Origin of the sequence: Hymenobacter ruricola (genome assembly GCF_015694525.1) — a bacterium.
In the GTDB taxonomy this organism is placed as follows: domain Bacteria; phylum Bacteroidota; class Bacteroidia; order Cytophagales; family Hymenobacteraceae; genus Hymenobacter; species Hymenobacter ruricola.
In genome coordinates, this window is the sequence record NZ_JADQDM010000010.1 from 136,560 (window position 1) to 157,995 (window position 21,436).

A 21,436-nucleotide genomic window follows, 5' to 3' on the forward strand; every position below is an offset into this window, starting at 1 on the left:
GTGTTGAATTTCCTCGCCATCGCCCTGTTTCAAGTTGCCAGCTTCTGGTCTGCCACCCCGCAAACGGCCACTCTCCAAGCCCCTGCCGCAGCCATTGAGGCAAGTGTAGCCTCGGTATCTACGCTGGGCAGCACGGGCGCCTGGGCCGGCAATATTGTTTCGCCGGGCGACAGCACCGACTGGGACGGTGATACCACTTCTTTTGGCGGTTCGGGCGGTTGGGCCGGCGACTTCGCTACCCTCGGTGGCAGCGGTGGCTGGGCTGGTGACATCGCCTCGCTGGGCGGTTCGGGCGGCTGGGCCGGCGACATCGTTGCCCTTGGTGGCAGCGGCGGCTGGGCTGGAGATATTGCTGCTCTCGGTGGCAGTGGCGGTTGGGCTGGTGATATCGCCTCCCTGGGCGGTTCGGGCGGTTGGGCCGGCGATATTGCTACTCTAGGCGGTTCGGGCGGCTGGGCCGGCGACATTGCCGCTCTTGGTGGCAGCGGTGGCTGGGCTGGCGATATTGTTGCCCTTGGTGGCTCCGGCGGCTGGGCCGGCGACATTGTTGCTTAGTTTCACAACGCTGTTTAGTGCCTATCTTGCCGGCTCACTGTAGCATGGCTAGTATAGTCTGAATGTATCGCGTGAGGCAAAATTCCTCGGCCGGAGTTCTGCTCTGTCTTGCACTCGCCTTGCTCTTACAGGGTTGCAAAGCGAATCGCCGCGAAGCCGCGGCTATTAAAATCCGCTGGGCCCACGACCCGGAAAATCTGGACCCCTTGCAGTTGGCAAACCAGACCGCCGTCGACGCCAATTATTTATTAAACTGCAGCCTACTCCAGGCGGACCTGGTCACCCACCAGTTTGCCCCGGTGCTAGCCGAAGCCCTACCGACGGTGCAGTTCCTCGGCGACTCGCTGATGCGGTTGCACTACAGCCTTCGGCCCGAAGCCACCTGGGACAACGGCCGCCCGGTGCTGGCCACCGACGTGGCCTTCACTCTCAAACTGATGTTTTGCCCGGGCTTGCCCAACGAGACTCCCAGCAGCGAGTACCGATTTATCCGGGAAATTCTTCTCGACCCCAACAACCCGCGGCGTTTCAGCCTCGTCTGCACCGGCCAGGCAGTGGAATACGTGCAGGCTTCCGGAGATTTTTTTGTGCTTCCCGAAGCCAGCCTGGACCCTGGCGGTGAGATGCGGCGCTTTTCGCTGGCCGACTTGCAGCACCGCCCGGCCACCGCGCTGCCCAATGCCGTGCTGCAGGCCCTGGCGCAACGCTACGCGGCGGCGGCCCCGGGCCAAACGCCCGAGCGCCTCCCCGGCTGCGGCCCCTACCGCCTGGTGAAGTGGGAAAAGGACCGTTACCTCCGCTTCCGCCGCAAGCCCCACTGGTGGGCCGACCGCGTGCGCCCGCGCCCGGTGCTGCTGGAGGCCCGCCCGGCCCGGCTCCAATACGTCATCATTCCGGACGCCGCTACGGCCTCTTTGGCCCTGCAGCGGGGCGACCTCGACGTGTTTCCGCAAATGCCAACCCGCGAATTTACGCGCCTGCGCACCTCCCCGGCGGCCCGCGCTACCTTGAATTTTTACGCCACGGCGTCTTACGATGTAACCACGGTGGGCTTCAACACCCGCCACGCAGTCCTCGCTGATGCCCTTACCCGCCAGGCATTGAGCCGGTGCCTCGACGCGGCCGGCGTGTTGAAAGCCAATGAGTTGAGACAGGGGCAGCGCACGGTGGGCCTCATCAGCCCTTCCGACCGCCTGAACTATAACGACAGCCTGACGCCGGTGCCGTTCGACCCGGCTGGCGCCGTGAGGCTATTGCGCCGGGCGGGCTGGCAGCGCGCGGCCAGGCCTGAAGCCGGCTGGCGCCGACAGCTCCCGCAGGGCGGCACCCAGGAACTGCGGCTGGTGGTGCGGTACCGGGCCGATGAGCAGCTTTTCGCCACAATTGCGCTGCAGTTTCAGGCGGCCGCCGCCAGCATCGGGGTGCCGGTGGCGCTGCTGCCCACCGAATCCGGGGCTTTCAGCATGGCCCTGCGAAACGGCGATTTTGATGTGTATGTGCGGAGCCTGCGCGGCAATCCTTTCATCTTCAATTTTACGTCTCTTCTTCACTCGCAGAGCGTAGGCGCGGGCAATGCCACCGGCTTCAGCACGCCCGAAAGCGACCGGCTCATCGAAGCCATTGCGGCGGCCAATACCCAGCAGCGCCGGGCGGTGCTGTTGCGCCGCTTTCAGGCACTGATGCAGCAGCAAGCCCCCATCGTTCCGCTCTTCTTTTTATCGAGCCACATCGCGGCAAGCAAGCAGCTCACCGGCTTGCACCCGTCCAGCATCAAACCGGGGTTTACGGCCACGGCCATGGACTGGGCGGCGGGGCCCACCACGCCGCAATAGCTCATGGCCCGGCTACTGTTCTGGCGCCTGCTTCGAACTGCGCTCGCCGTGTGGGCTTTGGCGTCGGGGGTGTTTTTACTGAGCCGCCACGACGTGAACACCGCGCTGCAACTAGCCCAGCCCGAAGCCGCAGACCTGCGCACCGGCGCGGGCACGCCCGCCGCCCGGCAAGCCCAGGAGTGGGCCACGCGGCGCCGCCTCGGGCTCGACGTGCCGCTTTTTTACGTGGGCAGGCATGTGCCCGCGCACGCTGTAGAGGGCCAATGGCACTGGAACGGGACAAATAATCAGTACCACCAGTGGCTGCGTGGCGTGGCGCATGGCCAGTTCGGCACGTCTTTTCGCACCGGAGAGGCCGTAACCGCCCGGCTGGGGCGCGCCCTGCTTTTTACGGTGCCGCTCACCGGCAGCGCGGCCCTGCTGGCGGCGGTGCTGGCGCTGTGGCTGGCCCAGCGCCTGGCGGCCCGTCCGGCCTGGCTGGGCCCCGTTCGGGGCGCGCTGGTTGGCGTGCACGCGTTGCCCCTTTTTGTGATTGCGCTGGTGCTGCTGCTGCTGTTTGCCAACCCGGCCGTGCTGGCTTGGTTTCCGGCCTACGGCCTCGACCAGTCCACCGATGCCGACCTGGACGTCGGCAGCCAGCTGGCCGATTACCTCTGGCACCTGGCCTTGCCAGTGGCTGCTCTCACCCTGAGCGCCTTGCCCGGGCTCACGCTGCAGCTGGAAGCGTCTCTGGCGCATGAGCTTGGGTCCGGCTACGCCACCACGGCCCGTGCCAAAGGGCTGGCCGGGCGCGCCGTCATTCGGCACCACGCCCTGCGCAATGCCTTGCTGCCTTCGCTGGCCCAGTTGGCCGAATTGCTGCCCGCCCTCGTGGCTGGCGCCGTGGTGGTGGAAGTGGCCTTTGCGCTACCAGGCATGGGCCGCCTGCTGGCCGAGGCCGCCGCCGCCCGCGACTACCCCGTGCTGATGGGTGGGGTACTACTGACCGGGGCCGCGCGGTTGCTGTCCTTGCTCCTGACCGATATGCTGTATTTCTGGGTCGACCCCCGCATCCGTTGGCAGTCCTAACCACTTTTTCCTTCTCCTGGACGCAAAAGTGGGCTTTTGCGTGGCTGGGCCTGCTAGTGGCAGTGGCGGCGGTGGCCCCCGCGTTGCCGCTGCCCTACCTGCCCACCGTGCCCGACCTGGCGCACGTGGCCCAGGCCCCGCTGGGTCCCGGCCGGCATTGGCTGGGTACGGATGTGCAAGGGCGCGACGTGCTCAGCCTGCTGGTGTTTGGCACGCGCACAGCCGTTTTGCTCACGCTGCCGGCGGCCTTATTGGCAGCATGCATTGGGGCACTGGCGGGGGGAGCGGCCGGCTTTTGGGGCAATCGGCGGCGGGTGGAGACGGCCTACTGGGTGCTGGCGGCAGGGGGCGCGTGGTGGGTGCTGCGGTTGCCGGCGCCCTGGCTGGGGCCGCTGGTAGCGGCACTGGCTGGCGCCCGCCTCCTCATGAGCAAGCGAAATCGACCAACTCCTGGTCCTCGCCTGCCCCTGGATGCGCTGGTGATGGGAGCGGCCACGGCCCTGGACTCTATCCCGCGCCTGGTGCTGGTAGTGGCGATGGCAGCCAGCGCGGGCGGCGTTTCGGCCACGGGCCTGCTCGTGCTGCTCACGCTTACGGCCTGGCCCACCCCCGCCCGGCTGGTGCGCGCCCAAATGCTACGCGTGCGGGCGCTGCCTTTCGCCGAAGCGGCCCGTGCGGCGGGCGTGCCAGAATGGCGCATCTGGCTGAGACACGCTATGCCTCATGCCATCAAGCCGTTAGAGTCAAACTTTCCGCTTAGTCTGGTTTCGCTGCTAAGCCTAGAAAGCACGCTGTCGTTTCTGGGCGTCGGCTTGCCGCCGGAAATAGCCAGCTGGGGGCGCCTGATGGCGTCGTTTCGGCAGGAGCCCAGTGCGTGGTGGCTACTCGCTTTCCCGACCATTATGTTGGTGATAAGCATTTTAAGCCTTAACGCACTTGCCCGGTGGCGGCGTATCTGAGGCTGTAGGCTTTCAGAGGCTCATTTTTCTGCCGATAAAAAACGGCGTAACAACTGGCGAAAGCCTGCCATTATCGAAGTCACAAATCCGTGTTTTTTTGGAGAAAATGACCAATGTTTTTGCGAAGAAAACAACCTTTTAAACGCTTGAATTTCAAATGTGTAAAGGTGTTTAGCGAAAACACCGGTGTAGTACAACTATAACATTTTTTATTATTCTCTGTGTTTTTTGATTAAAAAAGACGCATTCCCGATGTCTCAATCCGATGCGTAGTGTCCTTTTTTTGGGTAAAATCGGGCTGTAACATTGTATTGCTTTTGGGAACATTCATTTTATCCCCGGCAACTACTCCTCGTTTTTCTACCCACTCCCTTGCCTATGTACCTGCTCATTTATCCTTCGTTGAGTGCCCCCCGCCGGCCCAAGTCGCCGTCGCATTCGGCCCGCCCTGTTTCGGTGGGCATCGACTTCGTGACGCCCGATGGCATGGTGGTGCCCCGCGCACTGGGCGAAGCGGCCCTGCTGGGGCGCACGGCCGTGCTCGTAGGCGGCTTGTTGGTTGGCGTTTGGCCGCAGTCCTGATTCCTTCTTTCCGCTTTAGCTCCTACTCAGCTCATTCAGTCGACTACCCGCAACTTATTCAGACATTCGAATTTGGTATAAAACGCTACTCTTCTATCTTATTTCTACCTTATTGCTCGCTGGCTACCCCCGTCGAGTCTTAACCCGCCGTCTACCCCGGCGGGTTTTTTTTATCCGTGCAGCTCGTCGCTTTGGCGGCCGACCAGCTCAATGCCTTCGGCGAAGGAATGCGGATGGTAGCCGAGGTCGCGCCGGGCTTTGCTAATGATGAAGCCGGTGCGGGCGGGGCGCCGGGCCGGCTGCGTAAACGTGCTGGCGTTGGCTTCCTCAATCAGGGTGCTATCGAGCTCAAAAAAGTCGGCTACCTGTAGCGCCATGGCGTAGGGCGTGAGCATTTCGTCGCTGCTGATGTGGTAGATGCCTTGTGCGGAGTTCCGGGCCAGCAGCCAGCAGCCCTGGGCCAGGTCTTCGGCCAGCGTGGGCGTGCGCCACTGGTCCGACACGACTTTGATGGTTTTGCCGGCGCGCAGGGAATCGCGCACCCAGAGCACGATGTTGGTGCGGCCGTACTCGTGGGCCACGCCGTACACCAGCACCGTGCGGGCAATGGCCCAGCGACCGGGGCTGGCCTGCACCAGCTGCTCGGCTGCCAGCTTGCTCTGGCCGTAGAAATTGACCGGCGCGGGCGGGGCGTCTTCGGCCAATGGCCCGGTTTCGCCGCTGAATATGAAGTCGGTGCTGAGGTGGGTGAGGTGAACGTCGAGCGCGGCGCAGGCTTCCACCAGATGAGCTACGGCCGTCACGTTTTGCTGCCAGCAGGCTTCGTGGTTCAGCTCGCACTCGTCCACGTTGGTCAGGGCGGCGGTGTGGATGAGATGGGTGGGCCGCTCCTGCGCCAGCACCTGGCGCACCTGGGCGGCATCGGTTACGTCGAGCGGCACGAAATGCAGGTCGGGGTATAGGCCAGCGAGCTTGTTGGGGCCGCGGGAGGTAGCCACGAGCTTGGTTTCGGGCTGTTGGCGCAGCAGGGACACGAGCTTCTGCCCCAGCAGGCCATTGGAACCGGTGACGAGGATTTTCATACGCTGACTATCGAACGGCAACCGGATTACTCGTACTTGTAGCCGTAGAGCTTAGTAATTTTTTTGCGCTTGAGCTTTTCCACCTTCATGGTCATTTTCACGTCGGCGGTGGGCCGGTCACGGGCGTCTTTGGGCAGTTTGGCAATCTTGTCGATAACGTCGAGGCCCTGAATTACCTGGCCAAAAACGGTGTACTGGCCATCGAGGAAATGACTGCCCTCGTGGTTTTCGACGAGGTAAAACTGGGAATGGCTGCTGGGCGTGCCGGCGGGGCCTCCCATGCGGGCAGCGGCCACCGCCCCGTACGCGTGCAGGTGGCCGGGCGCAAGCTCGGCCGGGATGGTGGGGTCGTTGGGCTGGCCCAGGCCGTCGTTGCTGGGGTCGGCGTCTTTGGTATTGGCGTCGCCGCCCTGAATCATGAAGTTATCGATGACGCGGTGGAAGGTGGTGCCGTCGTAGAAGCCGCTCTTGGCCTTTTGCAGAAAGTTGGCTTTGTGCAGCGGCGTGTCATCAAACAGGATGAGGCGGATGACGCCCTGCGGCGTGGTAACGGTCACGACTTCGTCTTTGCTGCTCTTTTTTGGCTTACCGGGCTTGGCGGCAGCCATAACGGGGCCGAACGCCCAGAGCAGAACCAACAGAACCGCCGCAATGCGGTGAAAAGGATGTTTCATGAGTGAGAATGGAAGAAGCAAAACGGTGAGCAAAACTAATATTCTGCGGCAGCCGGCGGCCGCTACGCCCCGGCTACCCGCGGTGCTCGCGGATGCTGGCCAGGATTTCGCGGCCACCGCGGGCCAGCACGGCATCGGCCACGGCCACGCCCAGGGCGTGCGCCTCGGCGGACGAGTCGGCGGTCTGGATTTCCTCCACGTATTCTTCGCCGCTCAAGCTGATGAGGCCGCCGTGCAGGCGCAGGCGGCCGTTTTCCAGCGTGGCCAACGCAAAGGAGGGAATGCTGCAGCCGCCTTCCATGGTGTGCAGGAAGGCGCGCTCGGCCAGCAGGCAGGTGTGGGTGGCGGGGTGGTCGAGGGCGGCTTTGAGGCGGGCCTTGAGGTCGTCGTTGAGCGCGGCGGCGCACTCCACGGCGATGCTGCCCTGGCCGGTGGCGGGCACGAATTGCGTGGCGGGCAGCGTGTGGCGCACCAGGTGCTCGTAGCCCATGCGGTGCACGCCGGCGTAGGCCAGCACCAGGGCGTCGAACTGGCCTTCTTCGAGCTTGCGCAGGCGGGTTTGGAGGTTGCCGCGGGCTTCGGCCGTTTCGGCGTGGGGATAGAAACGGCGCAGCTGGGCCTTGCGACGCGTGCTGCTGGTGCCGAGCACAATGCCGGGCTTGTCGAGCGAAAAATGTTCGTTGAAGCTGAGTACCACGTCGTTCACCTGCTCGCGTTCCAGGAAAGCCAGCAGCTCCAGCTCGCGCGGGATGCTGCTTTGCACGTCCTTGGCCGAGTGCACGGCCAGGTGGGTTTCGCCGCGGAGCAGGCTGTTTTCCAGTTCTTCGGTGAACACGCCTTTCGAGCCGATTTTGGCCAGGCTGCGGTCCTGCACGGCGTCGCCGGTGGTTTGCATGGGCACGATTTCGGTGTCGAAACCGGCTTGTTGCAGCAGCGCGGCCACGTGTTCGGTTTGCCAAAGGGCAAGGCGGCTGGCGCGGGTGGCGAGGCGGATTTTCATTTAACAATTATCATTTAACATTTAACAGACCAGCCGCCTATCCTTATCCTTGCGCCAAGCGGAGCTGGCCGCCCATCCGAAGCGAGCTATCCACAAACACCATGCGCGGGTTGGCGTTCCGCTCGATGTGGTAATGCGCGTCGGTCAGCTCTTTGCTGAGCAGGTCGGCGTTGCGCGGCGTGACCAGCTTGGAAAACTTCGTCACAAAATCCTGTTCGCCGGCGGGCAGGTGCGGCACAAATTTCGGGTCGATGCCGAACAGCAGCACCTTGCGCACGAGGCCCAGCGAGTAGCTCAGCATCTCTTTCTGGCTTTCGCGGCCCAGCTTCTGAAATTCCTCGCTTTGCTTGAGGATGTCGGCCGCCTTTTGGCTGTAGGACAGGCGCATCCATTTCACGAAGAACTCGAAGTAGTCGTGGTCGGCGTTGGCGTCGCGGCTGGCCAGGGCGGCGCCGAGGCTGCCCTCGGCCAGTTGGGCAACCTGGCGGGCCTTGGCTTCGGGCACTTTGTAGTGGGCGTGCAAGTAAGCCGTGATGTCGTCTTCGGAAAACGGGCGCACCACCACCGGCTGCACCCGGCTCATAATGGTGGGCAGCAGCTGCTCGGGCGCGTGGCTCACCAGCAGGAAAATGGTGGCGGGCGGCGGCTCTTCCAGCAGTTTGAGCACGGCGTTGGCGGCGGCGGGGTGCATGAGCTCGGGCAGCCAGAGAATAACGATTTTGAAGCGCGCCTCGAAGGCTTTCAGGCTCACCAGCTTCAGGATTTGCACGGCTTCGTCCTTGCTGATGTTGCCCTGCTTGTTTTCGGCCCCGATGTGCTGCATCCAGTCGTTGAGGCCCTGGTAGGGGTTGTCGAGCACGAAGGTGCGCCACTCGGCCATGAATTTGCTGCTCACCGCGTCCTTGGCCACCGTTTTGGTGGTGGTCACGGGCATGATGAAGTTCAGGTCGGGGTGGGCCAGCTTGGCGGTTTTGGTGCAGGCCGGGCAGTGGCCGCAGCTGTCGTCGGCGCCGGGGGCGCGGTCTTCGCAGTTCAGGTACTGGGCGTAGGCGAGGGCCAGGGCCAGCGCCGCGCCGCCCTCGCTACCCCGGAACAGTTGGGCGTGCGCCACGTGCTGCCGCTGCACGGATTGGCGCAGCAGGGCTTTGACGGCGGACTGGTTGGGAATGTCGTTGAAAAGCACGGGCGTTTAATTGTCGCTTGGTTTCAAAAGTTTCTGACGCGACTTGTGTTGCCAGAGCAGCTTGAGGGAATTGAAATAATCGGAATCGAAGCGGACGAGTTGAATTTCTGAAAGCACGAAAGGCGGGTTGCCGTTATCGCGCACGCGCACCGTACAGTTTGGCGAGAGTGTGTTCATCCACAAATGCACCGCGTCGGCTTCATTCACCCAGCCAAAAAAGCTGCATTCTTCTTCGTCTGTAAATTCCACTAAGCCATAATGCTGCTCCACCCAGCGTATCATTTCCACCAATCCTAAAAAAGTAAACTCTGGCGGCACTTCGGGCCGAATGCCTTTCAGCTTTAGCACCTGTTCTACTTGCTTTCGGTCGCGGTGCGGCTTGCGCGATACGATGTGCTCCTTCACTACTAACACGTAGCCGTCAATCCTATAATCGTTTGGAATGTAGCGGAGCAGTAGCCATTCGTCGTTTTCAGTCACCCATAGTCCTACCTCGTCGGCTTCCCAACCCGCTAATTGCACATATTCGACGCGGTACGGCTTCATTCTACTTCGCCTTCTCCCAAATCCGGTCCCCCTCCGTCGCCGCAAACACCTCCTTCATAATACCTTGCTCCACGGCATCATACAGCAGGTTGCGGCGGGCCATCACGCGCTCGGCCACTTCCGCTACTTTGTGCAGCTTGAAGGTTTCAAAGCCCGCCGCGCCGCCCCAGCTGAAGCTTGGGATGAACGTGCGCGGGAAGCCGGCCCCGAAAATGTTGGCCCCCACGCCCACCACCGTGCCGGTATTGAACATGGTGTTGATGCCGCACTTGCTGTGGTCGCCCATCATCAGGCCGCAGAAGGTCTGGCCGGTGTCCACGAAGCGGCTCGCGGCGTGGCTCCAAATTTTGACGGGCGCGTAGTTGTTTTTGAGGTTGGAGGTGTTGGTGTCGGCCCCCAGATTGCACCACTCGCCGATGACGGAGTTGCCCAGGTAGCCGTCGTGGCCCTTGTTGCTGTAGCCCAGCAGGATGCTGTTGCCCACTTCGCCGCCCACTTTCGAGAAAGGACCCACCGTATTGTCGCCACGCATTTTGGCGCCGGCGTTGATGTGCGAGCCCTCGCACAAGGCCAGCGGGCCTCTAATGACAGCGCCTTCGTGCACCTGCGAATTTTTGCCCAGGTAAATGGGGCCGTCCTCGGCATTGAGAATGGCGGCCCGGATTTTCACTCCGGGCTCAATGAAGATGTTTTCGGCCCCGTACACGATGGTGTGCGCGTCGCCGACGGGCTGCGAAGTGCGGCCCTGGGTCAGCAGCGCAAAGTCGCGGCGGATTTCCACGCCGTTGCGCAGAAACAGCTGCCACGGCCGGTCAATCACCGTCACGGGCTCGGCCACCTGCCGGGTTTCGGGGATGCCGTCCTGAATGAGCTCGGCCACCAGCGAGGCATCGGCCACGTGGGCCGCTACCAGCAGTTCGTCGCAATACAGGGCCTGGCCGGGCCGCAGGGCCTGCACCTGCCGGGTCAGCAGGTCGTCGGGGCACACCGCGCCGTTGACGATGAGCGCCGCGCCGCTCACGTCGCCCGCCGGAAACTTGGCTTGCAGGTAAGGCTGCGTGAGGTAGCCCACGGCCTCTACGCCCAGGCGGCGCTGCCACTTTTCGGCCAGCGTGAGGATGCCGCAGCGCAGCGCCGCCACGGGCCGCGTGAAGGTGAAAGGCAGCAGGTGCGGCCGAATGGCCGGGTCGTCGAAAAGCAGAACGCGCATTGTTTTAGCTGTTAGCTAATAGCTGCTAGCTGTTAGCTTTTGTAAGAGGCAAATTTACAGCCGCCGCTTTCGCAGCTGGCATAAAAAAACTCCTCCCGGCGGCACCGGAAGGAGTTTTCAAAAAGCTAACGGCTATTAGCTAAAGGCTAACAGCTCAAAAGAAAGCTATTCTTTGTTGGCGCTGTTCTGCTCTTTCTTGGCGTAGCGGCTGCGGAATTTCTCCACGCGGCCGGCCGTGTCGATGAACATGTTTTTGCCGGTGTAGAAGGGGTGCGAGGCCGAGCTCACTTCAATTTTCACCAGCGGGTACGTCTTGCCGTCTTCCATCGTAATGGTGTCGGTCGGCTTCATCGTGGAGCGGGTGATGAACTTGAAATCCGAAGAAGAGTCCTGGAATACGACTTCCTGGTACTCGGGGTGGGTGTCCTTTTTCATATCGAGGGGTCGGTTTTACCGGTTGAACCCTGCCGATTTTGCGGAAGGGACTGCAAAAGTACGGCTTAGCTCGGAAATACCCAACCCCGGCGCCAACATTTTCCGGCGGCCCGGCTTTGCCAAGCCGTGCGACTGAGCCTGTTGACTTTCTGAAAAGGTTTGTACATTTGAATCCGGCCCTCCTTCGGGGCTGGCCCGTCGCGCGTGCTGAAACCCGTACTCGTTCGCCGTCTGTTCCGCCGCTCCGGCCCCGCAGCTCTGCTGCTGGTGCTGTGCAGCGCCGTGTGGGCCGTGGCCGCGTCGCTCCTCACCTTCAGCGCCGCCTACGAAAACACGCGGGTGCGCGTGGATTGGGAAGTGAGCACCGAAGCCGACGTCACCGGCTTCGAGCTGGCCCGCAAATCGGCCACCGACACCGGCTACTCCACCGTGGCGAGCGTGGTGCCCAACGGGCAGCGCCGCTACCAGTACTACGACGCCAACGTGTTTCGCACGGTGCCCGGCAGCACGCCCGGCACGCCCACGCCTTCGGCCGGGGGGCCCTTCACGTACCGCCTCACGGTGCACGGCCCCAACGGCGACCAGAGCTACCTCACGGTGCTGGCCGGCACGCCCAGCGCCGTGCAGCGCTCCTGGGGCACCATCAAGTCGATGTTTCGGTAGGCAACTGTTTTTTAGAACGTATATCTGAACGTCATGCTGAGCGCAGCCGAAGCATCTCGCGTGCACGAGTAATTTATTTACTTGCGCGGTAGAGATGCTTCGGCTGCGCTCAGCATGACGTTCTTTTTTCCACCTAATTTTTCCAGCCCCTGTGCTCACCCAACTCTGCTTCGCCTCCAATAACGCCCACAAGCTCGCTGAAATCCGGCCGCTGCTGCCGGCCGGCCTCACGCTGCTGAGCCTGGCCGACATTGACTGCGCCGAAGAGCTGCCCGAAACCCAGGACACGCTGGAAGGCAACGCCCGCCAGAAGGCCGAATACGTGCGCCAGCACTACGGCGTGGCCTGCTTCGCCGATGATACCGGGCTGGAGGTGACCGCCCTCAACGGCGAGCCGGGCGTGTACTCGGCGCGCTACGCCGGGCCCCAGCGCCGGGCCGAAGACAACGTGGCCAAGCTGCTGCAGGAGCTGCGCGGCGCCGCCGACCGCTCGGCGCGGTTCCGCACGGTGGTGGCCCTGGCCCGGGCCGATGGCCGCGTGCACGAGTTTGCGGGCGAGGTGCGGGGCCACATCACGGAGGAGGCCCGCGGCGCGGGCGGCTTTGGCTACGACCCGGTGTTTGTGCCGGCCGAAGGCGACGGACGGACCTTCGCCGAAATGAGCGGGGCCGAGAAAAACCGCATCAGCCACCGGGCGCGGGCCGTGGCGGGGCTGTTGGCGTTTTTACGCTCCGCTTAATCTATAAATAGAGGAAAAAGAACGTCATGCTGAGCGCAGCCGAAGCATCTCTACCGCAATGCTAACTGATTGGTGGCGGCACGCGAGATGCTTCGGCTGCGCTCAGCATGACGTTCTTTATTTTCGTTCCTCATTGCGCCACGCGTTACCTTTGCCTGCTATGCACACCCCGTATCTAATTGGCATCACCGGCGGCAGCGCTTCTGGTAAAACCACGTTTTTGCGCCGGCTCCTGGCCGCCTTCCCCGAAGAGCAGATTTGCCTGATTTCGCAGGACAACTACTACCACCCGCGCGAAAAGCAACTGCGCGACGACCAGGGCGTGGAAAACTTTGACCTGCCCGCCAGCATCGACGCCGTGGCCTATGCCGACGACGTGCTGCGCATCAGCCAGGGCCACGAGGTGCGCCGCAAGGAATACACCTTCAACAACGCCGCGGCCACACCCAAAGAGCTCGTGTTTCGGCCGGCGCCCATTGTGGTGGTGGAGGGCATTTTCGTGTTTCACTTCAAGGAAATTGCCGAGCTGCTCGACCTCAAGGTATACATCGACGCCCAGGAGCACGTGAAGCTGCACCGCCGCATCATCCGCGACCGCGACGAGCGGGGCTACGACCTGGCCGACGTGCTGTACCGCTACACCCACCACGTGGCGCCTACCTACGAGCGGTTCATTGCCCCCTACAAGCACTACGCCGACATCGTGATTCCCAACAACCGCCACTTCGAGAAAGGGCTGGAGGTGCTGGTGGGCTTCCTGCAAAGCAAGGTGGCCGCCGCGCAGCAATAAGCGGAAAAATACGGCCTTACCGGCCATTGAAGAGGCTTCGGGCCGGCTGGGGTGGGCCCCGGCCGGCCCGCTTTTTTTGGCCACTTCATGAAATGGAAGTAAAAACAGATTATCTTGGACCTGAAATTTCGGATGGGCGGCCGGTGCGGCCCATTCGTGGCCGGGCGGCGGGGCCCGGGCCGGGTAGTCACCTTTTGCTTTACTGCTTATGAAACGCACTCCTTACTTTCTGTGCCGACTGGCCACTGTCATCGTTGCTTCGGCGAGCGCGCTGGGGCTGCTGAGCTGCGACAAAAACGGGCAGGCCGGCATCCTGCAGCACCCGGCCGGCAACGCCGCCTACCGGGTGGAAGTGACGCCGGACAACGCCTACGGGCAGGTGTTCGACGCGAGCCTGGGCAAGCTCAACGACACGACTTACCTCATCATCACCAAGGCCGAGCGCGGCAGCGTGTTTGCCGTGCACACCGGCCCGCTGCCCACCGCCGACCACGCCGTGTGCTTTGCCAGCACCAACAACCCCGGCTTCAAGGAGTGCGTGCAGGAATACTACCACAACGCGGGCGGCGTGGCCATCCAGAGCAACGAAGCCGGCTGGTGGGCAACGCCCTTATAATTATGAATTAGTAATTATGAATTATGAATTGGGGCTAGCGGCCCTGCCATCGAATTCATAATTCATAATTTTTAATTCATAATCAAATCCAATGTATAGCAAAGCGGAAGCCACCCAGCTGCGCCAGGCCTTCTGGACGGCTTTTGGGCAATACATGGCTCCGGTGCCCTCGGCCGAAGGCGAAACGACCAACTGGATTAACTACAAAACGGGCATCAAGCACCTGTATTTCCGGATGCAGGCCGACAACCGCCGCGCCTACGTTGCCATTGAGATGAACCACCCGGACGCAGGCATTCGGGAGCTGTTTTTTGAGCAGTTTCGGGAGTTGAAAACCGTGCTGCACGAAACGCTGGGCGAGGAATGGGTGTGGGACCCGGACATGATTGACGCGCAGGGCCTGCCGCTGAGCTGCATCTACACCGACCTCAGCCCGGTAAATGTGTTCAACCGCGACGACTGGCCGAAGCTGATTTCGTTTTTCAAGCCCCGCATCATCGCCCTCGACGCCTTTTGGGCCGACGCGCAGTACACGTTTGAGGCGCTGAAGTAGCAGCGGCTACAAGTCGCCGGTTACCCGTACGACGGGGTCGTAGCTAGGGGCAGGGAAGCAATTCGCCGTGTGGGGAAAGGCTCCAATGAGCATCTGCTTGACAGGCACCACGTCATAAAAGGAGTCAAACCACACCGAAAAGAAACCAATCGCCCGCGCCAAGTCGTGCAAGCAGGCGAGAAATTGAGCTTCGAAAGCGGCAGGCAGTGCATCCCACGCGGCGCGGTAGCGAGTAGCTAACTCACACGCTTCAAATCGGTAGAGCCATCGCAAATCGGAGGCCCGCCGCATCTGTGTGGCGGTTTGTTCGACACGGGCCAAGCCGCATAACGCGATTGTGGCACTGGCCTTGGGAAACTTGAGCGCAGGCAATCCGGGGCGTGGCACGACGACCGCAGCGCTGCTTGCCGGCAACTTGCGGTGGGAACGCACTGCCTGCGCAAAGGCTAAATGCGTGTTGTGGTAATCGGGCAGAAAGTGCGTGGCAGACGAGCACGACCTATCGTTCTTAATGGAATTGCAGGCCCCACAAGCTAGCAGCATGTTATCCCATGCCAATGCCAGCCCGGGGACTGGCGACTTCGGAGCGACGTGCTCCACCTGGGGGCTGTCGTACAAGGGCATATTGCAATAGCTACAATACTTCCCGATTTGATTAATTAAATCAAAACGCCAGTCTTTGTAATCTTTAACCGTTTTGGTGGTGCCATCGGCCAGGACGGGGATGGGGCCGCGCTCTACAGGACGCATATTTATCTGAGCGGTTATGACTTGGCTTCCTTCAGCAAACGCTCCATGCGCAGAATGGCGCGCAGCCCTGGGTTAGCAACGGCTTCTTCTAAGGTAGCCAACTCGACGCTGGTGGCTTGGTCAGCGGCGTGCAGGCGCTGCAAATACCCTAATGCTTGCTGCTCGGCCTGTTCATTTTCAATGCTCAAGGCGCTGTCCACGTTCATCACTTCGGTCGCTACTTCTTCCAATCGCAGGTCTTTGGGCTGCACATCGCTGGGATGGTCTAGGTTGATGAGTTCCAGGCTGTCGAGTGACTGCACGATAAACGGCGAGTGTGTGGTCACCACGAATTGCAAGTTCGGAAAGGCGAGTTTCAGGTCACGCACCACATGGCGCTGCCAGTTGGGGTGCAGGTGCATGTCCAGCTCATCGATGAGCACCACTCCCCTGCTTTCGCGGATGGCAGCGGCCCCCAAATGCCCGTTGAGGATGGCACAGCGGTAAGCAATTTCGGCCACCATGCCGGCCATCGTGCGCAAGCCGTCGCTCAAATAGTAAAGCGGCACGCGCTCGGGCTCAGCATCCGGGCGGCGGTAGAGGCCGGAGAGGTCGTCGTTTTCCAAATCCCAACTCAGGTAAGTCCAGTCAGGCACGCACGTAGTAATGGCCTGGAACACGGCGCCAAGCAGCACAGCGGCGGCAGAATGCCCAAAAAGTTGTTTCATCTTCTCTAATTCTGAAAGGCTGGCAGGGCCTTCATAATTGAGGGTCTGAAAACTGGCGGCTTGCTCCTCCAGCATTTTCAGATACATCTTCTTCATCCAGCCCAAGGCTACCGTGCGGCTGGCAGGCCCGCTACGCTTGTGGTCGGGCGTGAGGGCTTGGGCGTAGCCATCCTGGATTTTAGAGCCCTTGGTTTTCAGCGCCACTGCCTTCTTGGCCCCCACCCACAGCCGGGCCGTGCTGAAGTATACCAGTACCGGCAAGGCAATTTCCTGACGGGCCGCGTTGGTTTGCTCGTCGCTGTGCCGGGCCAAGTCGATGAGGGATTTGGCTTCGGCCCAGCCGGTGCGGCCCAGGCCGCCTTTAAAATCGTTGCGCTGCCGGGCCCACGTCACCAGTTGGTTCTCTACTATCCCCGTGGCCCGTACCACCGCCGGAAACTGCGGCACGAACCGCGTATCCGTTTCCACTCGCCGAATGTCTTCCGGCTCGATGTGTAGCCGCTCGGTTTCCTTAAAGCCCAACAGCCAAGCACCTGCCGCGATGCGAAGCCCGTGCAACAAGGCCGATTTGCCGCGTCCGTTTTCGCCAATCAGTACTGTGAACGGGGCGGGAAACGAGAAGGTGCCCTTGGCAAAAAACCGAAAATTGTGCAACTCTAATCGTTCTATTTTCATCGTGGGGCAGCCTAAAAGCACTGCGCTGAGCAAAACAGAGCATCCGTTGGCGTCAACTGCGGGCAATAGGGATTTCTCAAAAGTAGCGAAATCTGAAAAAAGCCCCGGCTGCCGTTGCGGCCGGGGCTTCTTGCTACTGGGCTTGCCCAAACGGGCGGGCTTTAGGCGGCAGATATGGCGCCGGGGTCGCCGCCTTTGTTTTTGCGGCCGACGCGGCCCACGCGGCGGGCCTTTTTGTAGGCCGAATGGAGGGTGGGGTGCAGCAGGCGAAACACGGCCATGGGTTTGTCGAGTTCGTAAATCTGCTGCATCAGCTCGCTCAGCAGGTCGGAAGCGGCTTCGTTGCCCTGGCTGCGCTGGTCGATGAGGGTGCTGGTGCCGCGCACGGTGCCGGCAAAGGCGGTGTGCAGGCCCCGCAGCTGCTCCAGCAGCGCCGGGCCGAGGCCTTAGGGTTTCAGTTCGGTGGCGCGGGCGTCGGCGGTGTCGAGCAGGGCCCCGGCCACGTCGCGCAGCTCTTCGGGCCGCATTTTGCGCAGCTGGCCGTCGTTGAGGGTGGCGCGGGCGCGCAGGGCGGGGTCGTTGGTTTTGGTGGCGATGCTGGTGAGGGGGCCCAGCACCACGGGCAGGGCCTTGCGCAGGGCGGTGCGGGCGCTGGTGGCCTGGGCGGTGGTAGGTTTGGTGTTGACGGGGGCGGCGCCCACGGCGGCCGTCAGGCGCTGGTAGGCCGGCGGGATGTCGGCGGCCACTTCGCTGGCACCAATGGCCTCGGCGTTATCGGCCAGGAACTGGACCAGCACGGTGGTCATGGCGTATTGTTTCTCTTCGCGGGCATCCATAACGTGTAGAGGTAAGAAAGTGACACCGGACGAGTAGCGGACGGCCCGTAATGGTAGCGCTTTTTTTCGGCATTAGGGGAGGCGAAAAACTCTTTGTGAAGTTTTTATTTCATCATAGCATATATCAGCTCTTTTGGGATATATTTGGCCTGCTGGCCAGCGTCTTTCCGTTGCGGCCGGCCCGGGCGCCTTCCACCGCCCTGGCCATCCCGAGTTTTCTACCGAACTCTCGGCTCTCGGCGCCTTTTGGCCGAGCACTTAGCGTTCGTGCACCTTCGTTTGCACGCTGCTTGTCGGCTTCCGACCCGTAACGTTTTCTTTTTGGGCTTTGCTTTCGCTTCCCGGGGCTGCCATTGGCGGCCCTCCGGTGTTGGCATCCGTTCGTTTTCGGCGGGCGTTGCTCGTCGCTGCTTCACCTTTTCCCCTTTTTATGAAACATCCTTATCACCTGTTGCTCTTTTTCCTCAGTGGTTGCCTGTTGCTGGGCGCGGCTCCCGCGGCGCGGGCGCAATTCCTGTGGCAGCGCACGGTGGGCACGGCCGGCAACGACGAAACGGCCGAGTTCATGGTGCCCGTGGCCGGGGGCTTCGTCACGGCGGGCAAGTCCGGCAACCAGACCACCGTGCCCGACCAAAGCCTCTACCTGAGCAAGCTCACTTACCAGGGCGACACCGTCTGGACCAAGCGCTGGAACTTCCGCCAGGTCAAAGTCTTCTACCCCGAAGGCTTGATTGTGGACGCGGCCGGCAACCTCGTCGTGTCGGCCATTACCTTTCCGCCCAATTCCTCTCTCCCGCGCCAAGGGCTGTTGGTCAAGCTTACGCCCAGCGGTGACACGCTCTGGACCCGCACCGTGGCCAGCAGCGGCACCAACGTGAGCGGTCTGGCCACCCTGGTGCTGGGCAACGACGGCTCCTACGTGGCCATCGGCGATTTGGCCACGCTGCCCACCTTGTTCAAGTACTCCCCCACCGGGGCCCTGCTGCTGGCCCAGGTCCTCACGTACAGCCCCACCGTCCAAGGGTCGCTGCAAAACCTGGTGGCCGTGCCCAACGGCTACCTGGTCATTTCCGCGCCGAACACGTTTCCCGCCCAGCGCACCAAGTACATCACCGTCAATGAGCAGGGGGTGTACCAATTCGAGCGCCTGCGGGGGCGCTTCTTCCCCGGCCGGCTGCAACTCAATTCCCGGGGCAACCTGCTGGGCATCGGCGGCAGCATCACCGAACTCACCGTGCAGGGCGACAGCCTCTGGAGCCGGTCTTACCAGCAGTTCGGCGTCGGCCTGGGCCTGAGCCGCCTGGTGGAGTTGCCCAACGGCAACTACCTGGCCGCCGGCACGCGCTACAACGGCCACGACAACGACCTGGCCCTGGTGCTGACCGACCGCAACGGGGTGCGCCTGCGCGACACGCTGCTGGTGAGCCTGCAAAGCGACGAAAACGTGGCCGGCCTGGCCCTCACGCCGGCCGGGCACTACGTGGTGGCCGCCGGCACCGACCGGGGCACCGTCGGCGGGGGCGACCAACTCTTTTTCGCTTACCGCAACTGGGACCGCCTGCTCCCTACCCGAGCCCCAACTGAGGTGGCCGCCCGCCTCGCCGCCTACCCCAACCCCACCGCCGGCGAGCTCACCCTCGAAGCGGGCGACGCCCACCTTCTCACCGGCGCCTGGGTGCTCTATGATGTGCTGGGCCGCCCGGTGCAAACCGGTCAGTTGCCGGGGCAGGCCCGCGCCCGCCTCGCGCTAGCCGTTCGCTCTACTGGTCTTTACCTGCTGCGCGTCACCGATTCCCAGCGCCACACCACCCAGACACTGCGCATTGAAATCGCCTAATCCTGCTGTTTCCCTCCATTCACTTCCGACCCCATGAAAAAACTACTTTCCTTTTGTTTGCTGCTGACCGCCTTGCTGGGCGCGGCCCCGGCGCGGGCGCAGTTCCTGTGGCAGCGCACGGTGGGCACGGCCGGCAACGACGAAACGGCCGAGTACATGGTGCCCGTGGCCGGGGGCTTCGTCACGGCGGGCAAGTCGGGCAACCAAACCTCCTTGCCCGACCAAAGCCTGTACCTGAGCAAGCTCACCTACCAGGGCGACACCGTCTGGACCAAGCGCTGGAACTTCCGCCAGGTCCAGGTCCTCTACCCCCGGGGCCTGATTGTCGACGCGGCCGGCAACCTCGTCGTCTCGGCCGTTACCTTTCCGGTCAGTGGCTTTTCGGTAAACCAAGGGCTGCTGGTCAAGCTTACCGCCACCGGCGACACGCTCTGGACCCGCACCGTGCGCAGCTCTGGTGCCAACGCCAGCGCCCTGGCCACCCTGGTGCTGGGCAACGACGGTTCTTATGTGGCCGTCGGTGATATGGCTGCCCTGCCCACGTTATTCAAGTACTCTCCTGCCGGCGCCTTGCTCCTGGCCGCGGTCGTTACCTACAGCCCCACCGTCCAGGGGTCGCTGCAAAACCTGGTGGCCGTACCCAACGGCTACCTGGTCATTTCCGCGCCGAACACGTTTCCCGCCCAGCGCACCAAATACATCACGGTCAATGAGCAGGGGGTGTACCAATTCGAGCGCCTGCGGGGGCGCTTCTTCCCCGGCCGGCTGCAACTCAATTCCCGGGGCAACCTGCTGGGCATCGGCGGCAGCATCACCGAGCTCACCGTGCAGGGCGACAGCCTCTGGAGCCGGTCCTACCAGCTAGCCGGCGTCGGCCTGGGCTTGAGCCGCCTCGTGGAGTTGCCCAATGGCAATTACCTGGCCGCCGGCACGCGCTACAACGGCCACGACAACGACCTGTCGTTGGTGCTGGTCGACCGCAACGGCAACCGCCTGCGCGACACACTGCTGGTGAGCCTGCGAAGCGACGAGAACGTGGCCGGCCTGGCCCTGACCCCGGCCGGGCACTACGTGGTGGCCGCCGGCACCGACCAGGGCACCGTCGGCGGGGGCGACCAAATCTTCTTTGCTTACCGCAACTGGGACCGCCTGCTGCCCACCCGCGCCCCCGCCGAGGTAGCGGCCCGCCTCACGGCCTACCCCAACCCCACCGCCGGCGAGGTAACGTTGGAGGCCGGGGATGCCCGCCCGCTCGGTGGCAGTTGGATGCTCTTCGATATGCTGGGCCGCCAAGTGAGAACCGGCGCGCTCGCTGGCGGGCCCCGCGCCCGCCTTTCCCTAAGCGGCTTGCCCGCCGGCCTCTACCTGCTGCGCGTCGCCGACCCACTGCGCCGCACCGCCCAGACCCTGCGCCTAGAAATAAAATAGGTTCTCCTGTTTCATCCACCTTCAAACCCCACACGACTATGAGGCACTTTACCCGGTTTTTTTCCCCACTGGTGCTGCTCTTGACGGGCCTGCTACCTAATGCCAGCGTCCAAGCGCAGGAACCCGGTGATGGGCTTCCCGGCCCACATTACACTAACTGTTACCCAACGCTGCCACCGGCGGGCAGTATGCTTACCGGCGCGCCGGCCGGTGGCGGAACAAGGACCTCTCAAGTCAGTGCTATTCCTCCCGGCGGCACTCCGGCAAAATCCAGCACTTATGGCGGTGCCCTCACACCACGGGGAGTCTTGAAAGTCTTGGTCATTTTTGCTGGATTTGATAATGATGTCAACATACAGTCACCTGATTATTATGACCTTAATGGTAGTAACCCATGGCCACAAGAAGATGGCATCCATCCTCCCGGCCTGAGCTTTCCCAAAAATGTGAACACTGATTTTTATAGCAACGCCGCAAGCTTTCAACCGGGAGCGTTGGACCACACCTTGTCGAACTTTTACTACCAGATGTCTCTGCCCAGCGGGAACCCACTTAAAATGCAGGCCGTATTTTTCCCCAAACGCATCAACGTACACGCCACCAACTTCTACAACACCGACCCCACCTATGGGGGAATGGTTGAGGTGGTCTAGGAATGATGGACAGAAGAAGGACGTATATTTCTTCTGTAATGACAGCAAAAAAGAGCGGGGCGT

24 protein-coding genes are annotated in these 21,436 nt (G+C 62.3%); 13 read left to right on the top strand and 11 right to left on the bottom strand.

Annotation, left to right across the window (positions count from 1 at the left end):
* The 5 genes from I2H31_RS17730 (at position 1) to I2H31_RS17750 (ending at position 4,996) form a co-directional block, all read left to right on the top strand.
* Positions 1-555: a hypothetical protein gene (locus I2H31_RS17730; RefSeq protein WP_196294394.1), complete on the top strand. Its 555-nt coding sequence runs from the start codon at positions 1-3 to the stop codon at positions 553-555.
* Positions 556-767: 212 nt separating this feature from the next.
* Positions 768-2,387 (top strand): ABC transporter substrate-binding protein, encoded by a 1,620-nt coding sequence (locus I2H31_RS17735; protein WP_196294395.1) that lies wholly within the window; start codon positions 768-770, stop codon positions 2,385-2,387.
* Positions 2,388-2,390: 3 nt separating this feature from the next.
* Positions 2,391-3,455, top strand: coding sequence for an ABC transporter permease (locus I2H31_RS17740; RefSeq protein ID WP_196294396.1), 1,065 nt, complete (start codon positions 2,391-2,393; stop codon positions 3,453-3,455).
* Positions 3,443-4,414 carry an ABC transporter permease subunit gene (locus I2H31_RS17745; RefSeq protein ID WP_196294397.1) on the top strand — a complete coding sequence of 324 codons (972 nt, stop codon included), beginning with the start codon at positions 3,443-3,445 and terminating at the stop codon, positions 4,412-4,414. The genes I2H31_RS17740 and I2H31_RS17745 overlap by 13 nt, the downstream gene beginning before the upstream one ends.
* Positions 4,415-4,792: 378 nt before the next feature.
* Positions 4,793-4,996 carry a hypothetical protein gene (locus tag I2H31_RS17750; RefSeq protein WP_196294398.1) on the top strand — a complete coding sequence of 68 codons (204 nt, stop codon included), beginning with the start codon at positions 4,793-4,795 and terminating at the stop codon, positions 4,994-4,996.
* 170 nt (positions 4,997-5,166) lie between these two features.
* Here I2H31_RS17750 and I2H31_RS17755 read toward each other — a convergent pair whose 3' ends face one another.
* From I2H31_RS17755 to I2H31_RS17785, 7 genes are all read right to left on the bottom strand, one after another.
* Positions 5,167-6,078 carry an SDR family oxidoreductase gene (locus tag I2H31_RS17755; RefSeq protein WP_196294399.1) on the bottom strand — a complete coding sequence of 304 codons (912 nt, stop codon included), beginning with the start codon at positions 6,076-6,078 and terminating at the stop codon, positions 5,167-5,169.
* A gap of 26 nt (positions 6,079-6,104) precedes the next feature.
* Complete coding sequence (locus tag I2H31_RS17760) at positions 6,105-6,752, bottom strand: peptidylprolyl isomerase (RefSeq protein WP_196294400.1); 648 nt, start codon at positions 6,750-6,752, stop codon at positions 6,105-6,107.
* Positions 6,753-6,825: 73 nt separating this feature from the next.
* Positions 6,826-7,752 carry a hydroxymethylbilane synthase gene (gene hemC / locus I2H31_RS17765; RefSeq protein WP_196294401.1) on the bottom strand — a complete coding sequence of 309 codons (927 nt, stop codon included), beginning with the start codon at positions 7,750-7,752 and terminating at the stop codon, positions 6,826-6,828.
* A gap of 43 nt (positions 7,753-7,795) precedes the next feature.
* Positions 7,796-8,935 carry a DNA polymerase III subunit gene (locus tag I2H31_RS17770; RefSeq protein WP_196294402.1) on the bottom strand — a complete coding sequence of 380 codons (1,140 nt, stop codon included), beginning with the start codon at positions 8,933-8,935 and terminating at the stop codon, positions 7,796-7,798.
* A gap of 6 nt (positions 8,936-8,941) precedes the next feature.
* Positions 8,942-9,481, bottom strand: a complete 540-nt coding sequence (locus I2H31_RS17775) for a hypothetical protein (RefSeq protein ID WP_196294403.1) — start codon at positions 9,479-9,481, stop codon at positions 8,942-8,944.
* A gap of 1 nt (position 9,482) precedes the next feature.
* Positions 9,483-10,691: a GlmU family protein gene (locus I2H31_RS17780; protein ID WP_196294404.1), complete on the bottom strand. Its 1,209-nt coding sequence runs from the start codon at positions 10,689-10,691 to the stop codon at positions 9,483-9,485.
* A 165-nt stretch (positions 10,692-10,856) separates the two neighbouring features.
* Positions 10,857-11,126 (bottom strand): type B 50S ribosomal protein L31, encoded by a 270-nt coding sequence (locus I2H31_RS17785; RefSeq protein ID WP_196294405.1) that lies wholly within the window; start codon positions 11,124-11,126, stop codon positions 10,857-10,859.
* A 204-nt stretch (positions 11,127-11,330) separates the two neighbouring features.
* On the opposite strand from I2H31_RS17785, the gene I2H31_RS17790 reads away from it, so the two are divergent.
* From I2H31_RS17790 to I2H31_RS17810, 5 genes are all read left to right on the top strand, one after another.
* Positions 11,331-11,789, top strand: a complete 459-nt coding sequence (locus tag I2H31_RS17790) for a hypothetical protein (RefSeq protein ID WP_196294406.1) — start codon at positions 11,331-11,333, stop codon at positions 11,787-11,789.
* A 151-nt stretch (positions 11,790-11,940) separates the two neighbouring features.
* The gene (rdgB, locus tag I2H31_RS17795) at positions 11,941-12,528 is read left to right on the top strand and encodes an RdgB/HAM1 family non-canonical purine NTP pyrophosphatase (RefSeq protein ID WP_196294407.1); all 588 of its coding nucleotides are present in this window, start codon (positions 11,941-11,943) and stop codon (positions 12,526-12,528) included.
* Between the two features lie 160 nt (positions 12,529-12,688).
* Entirely contained in the window at positions 12,689-13,318 is a 630-nt protein-coding gene (locus tag I2H31_RS17800; protein ID WP_196294408.1) for a uridine kinase family protein, read from the top strand.
* 208 nt (positions 13,319-13,526) lie between these two features.
* Entirely contained in the window at positions 13,527-13,934 is a 408-nt protein-coding gene (locus I2H31_RS17805; protein ID WP_196294409.1) for a hypothetical protein, read from the top strand.
* Positions 13,935-14,025: 91 nt separating this feature from the next.
* Entirely contained in the window at positions 14,026-14,487 is a 462-nt protein-coding gene (locus tag I2H31_RS17810) for a DUF4268 domain-containing protein (protein ID WP_196294410.1), read from the top strand.
* Positions 14,488-14,493: 6 nt separating this feature from the next.
* On the opposite strand, the gene I2H31_RS17815 is transcribed toward I2H31_RS17810, so the two are convergent.
* The 4 genes from I2H31_RS17815 to I2H31_RS17830 form a co-directional block, all read right to left on the bottom strand.
* The gene (locus I2H31_RS17815; RefSeq protein WP_196294411.1) at positions 14,494-15,237 is read right to left on the bottom strand and encodes an HNH endonuclease signature motif containing protein; all 744 of its coding nucleotides are present in this window, start codon (positions 15,235-15,237) and stop codon (positions 14,494-14,496) included.
* 14 nt (positions 15,238-15,251) lie between these two features.
* Positions 15,252-16,619, bottom strand: coding sequence for an AAA family ATPase (locus tag I2H31_RS17820; protein ID WP_196294412.1), 1,368 nt, complete (start codon positions 16,617-16,619; stop codon positions 15,252-15,254).
* A 161-nt stretch (positions 16,620-16,780) separates the two neighbouring features.
* Positions 16,781-17,005: a hypothetical protein gene (locus tag I2H31_RS17825; RefSeq protein ID WP_196294413.1), complete on the bottom strand. Its 225-nt coding sequence runs from the start codon at positions 17,003-17,005 to the stop codon at positions 16,781-16,783.
* 60 nt (positions 17,006-17,065) lie between these two features.
* The gene (locus tag I2H31_RS17830; protein WP_196294414.1) at positions 17,066-17,455 is read right to left on the bottom strand and encodes a hypothetical protein; all 390 of its coding nucleotides are present in this window, start codon (positions 17,453-17,455) and stop codon (positions 17,066-17,068) included.
* 430 nt (positions 17,456-17,885) lie between these two features.
* On the opposite strand from I2H31_RS17830, the gene I2H31_RS17835 reads away from it, so the two are divergent.
* From I2H31_RS17835 to I2H31_RS17845, 3 genes are read left to right on the top strand one after another with little or no spacing between them, the layout of a single operon-like run.
* On the top strand, positions 17,886-19,292 hold the full coding sequence (locus I2H31_RS17835) for a T9SS type A sorting domain-containing protein (RefSeq protein WP_196294415.1): 1,407 nt from the start codon (positions 17,886-17,888) through the stop codon (positions 19,290-19,292).
* Positions 19,293-19,325: 33 nt separating this feature from the next.
* Positions 19,326-20,720, top strand: coding sequence for a T9SS type A sorting domain-containing protein (locus tag I2H31_RS17840; RefSeq protein WP_196294416.1), 1,395 nt, complete (start codon positions 19,326-19,328; stop codon positions 20,718-20,720).
* Positions 20,721-20,758: 38 nt separating this feature from the next.
* Positions 20,759-21,373, top strand: a complete 615-nt coding sequence (locus tag I2H31_RS17845; RefSeq protein WP_196294417.1) for a hypothetical protein — start codon at positions 20,759-20,761, stop codon at positions 21,371-21,373.
* The last annotated feature ends 63 nt before the right edge of the window (positions 21,374-21,436 follow it).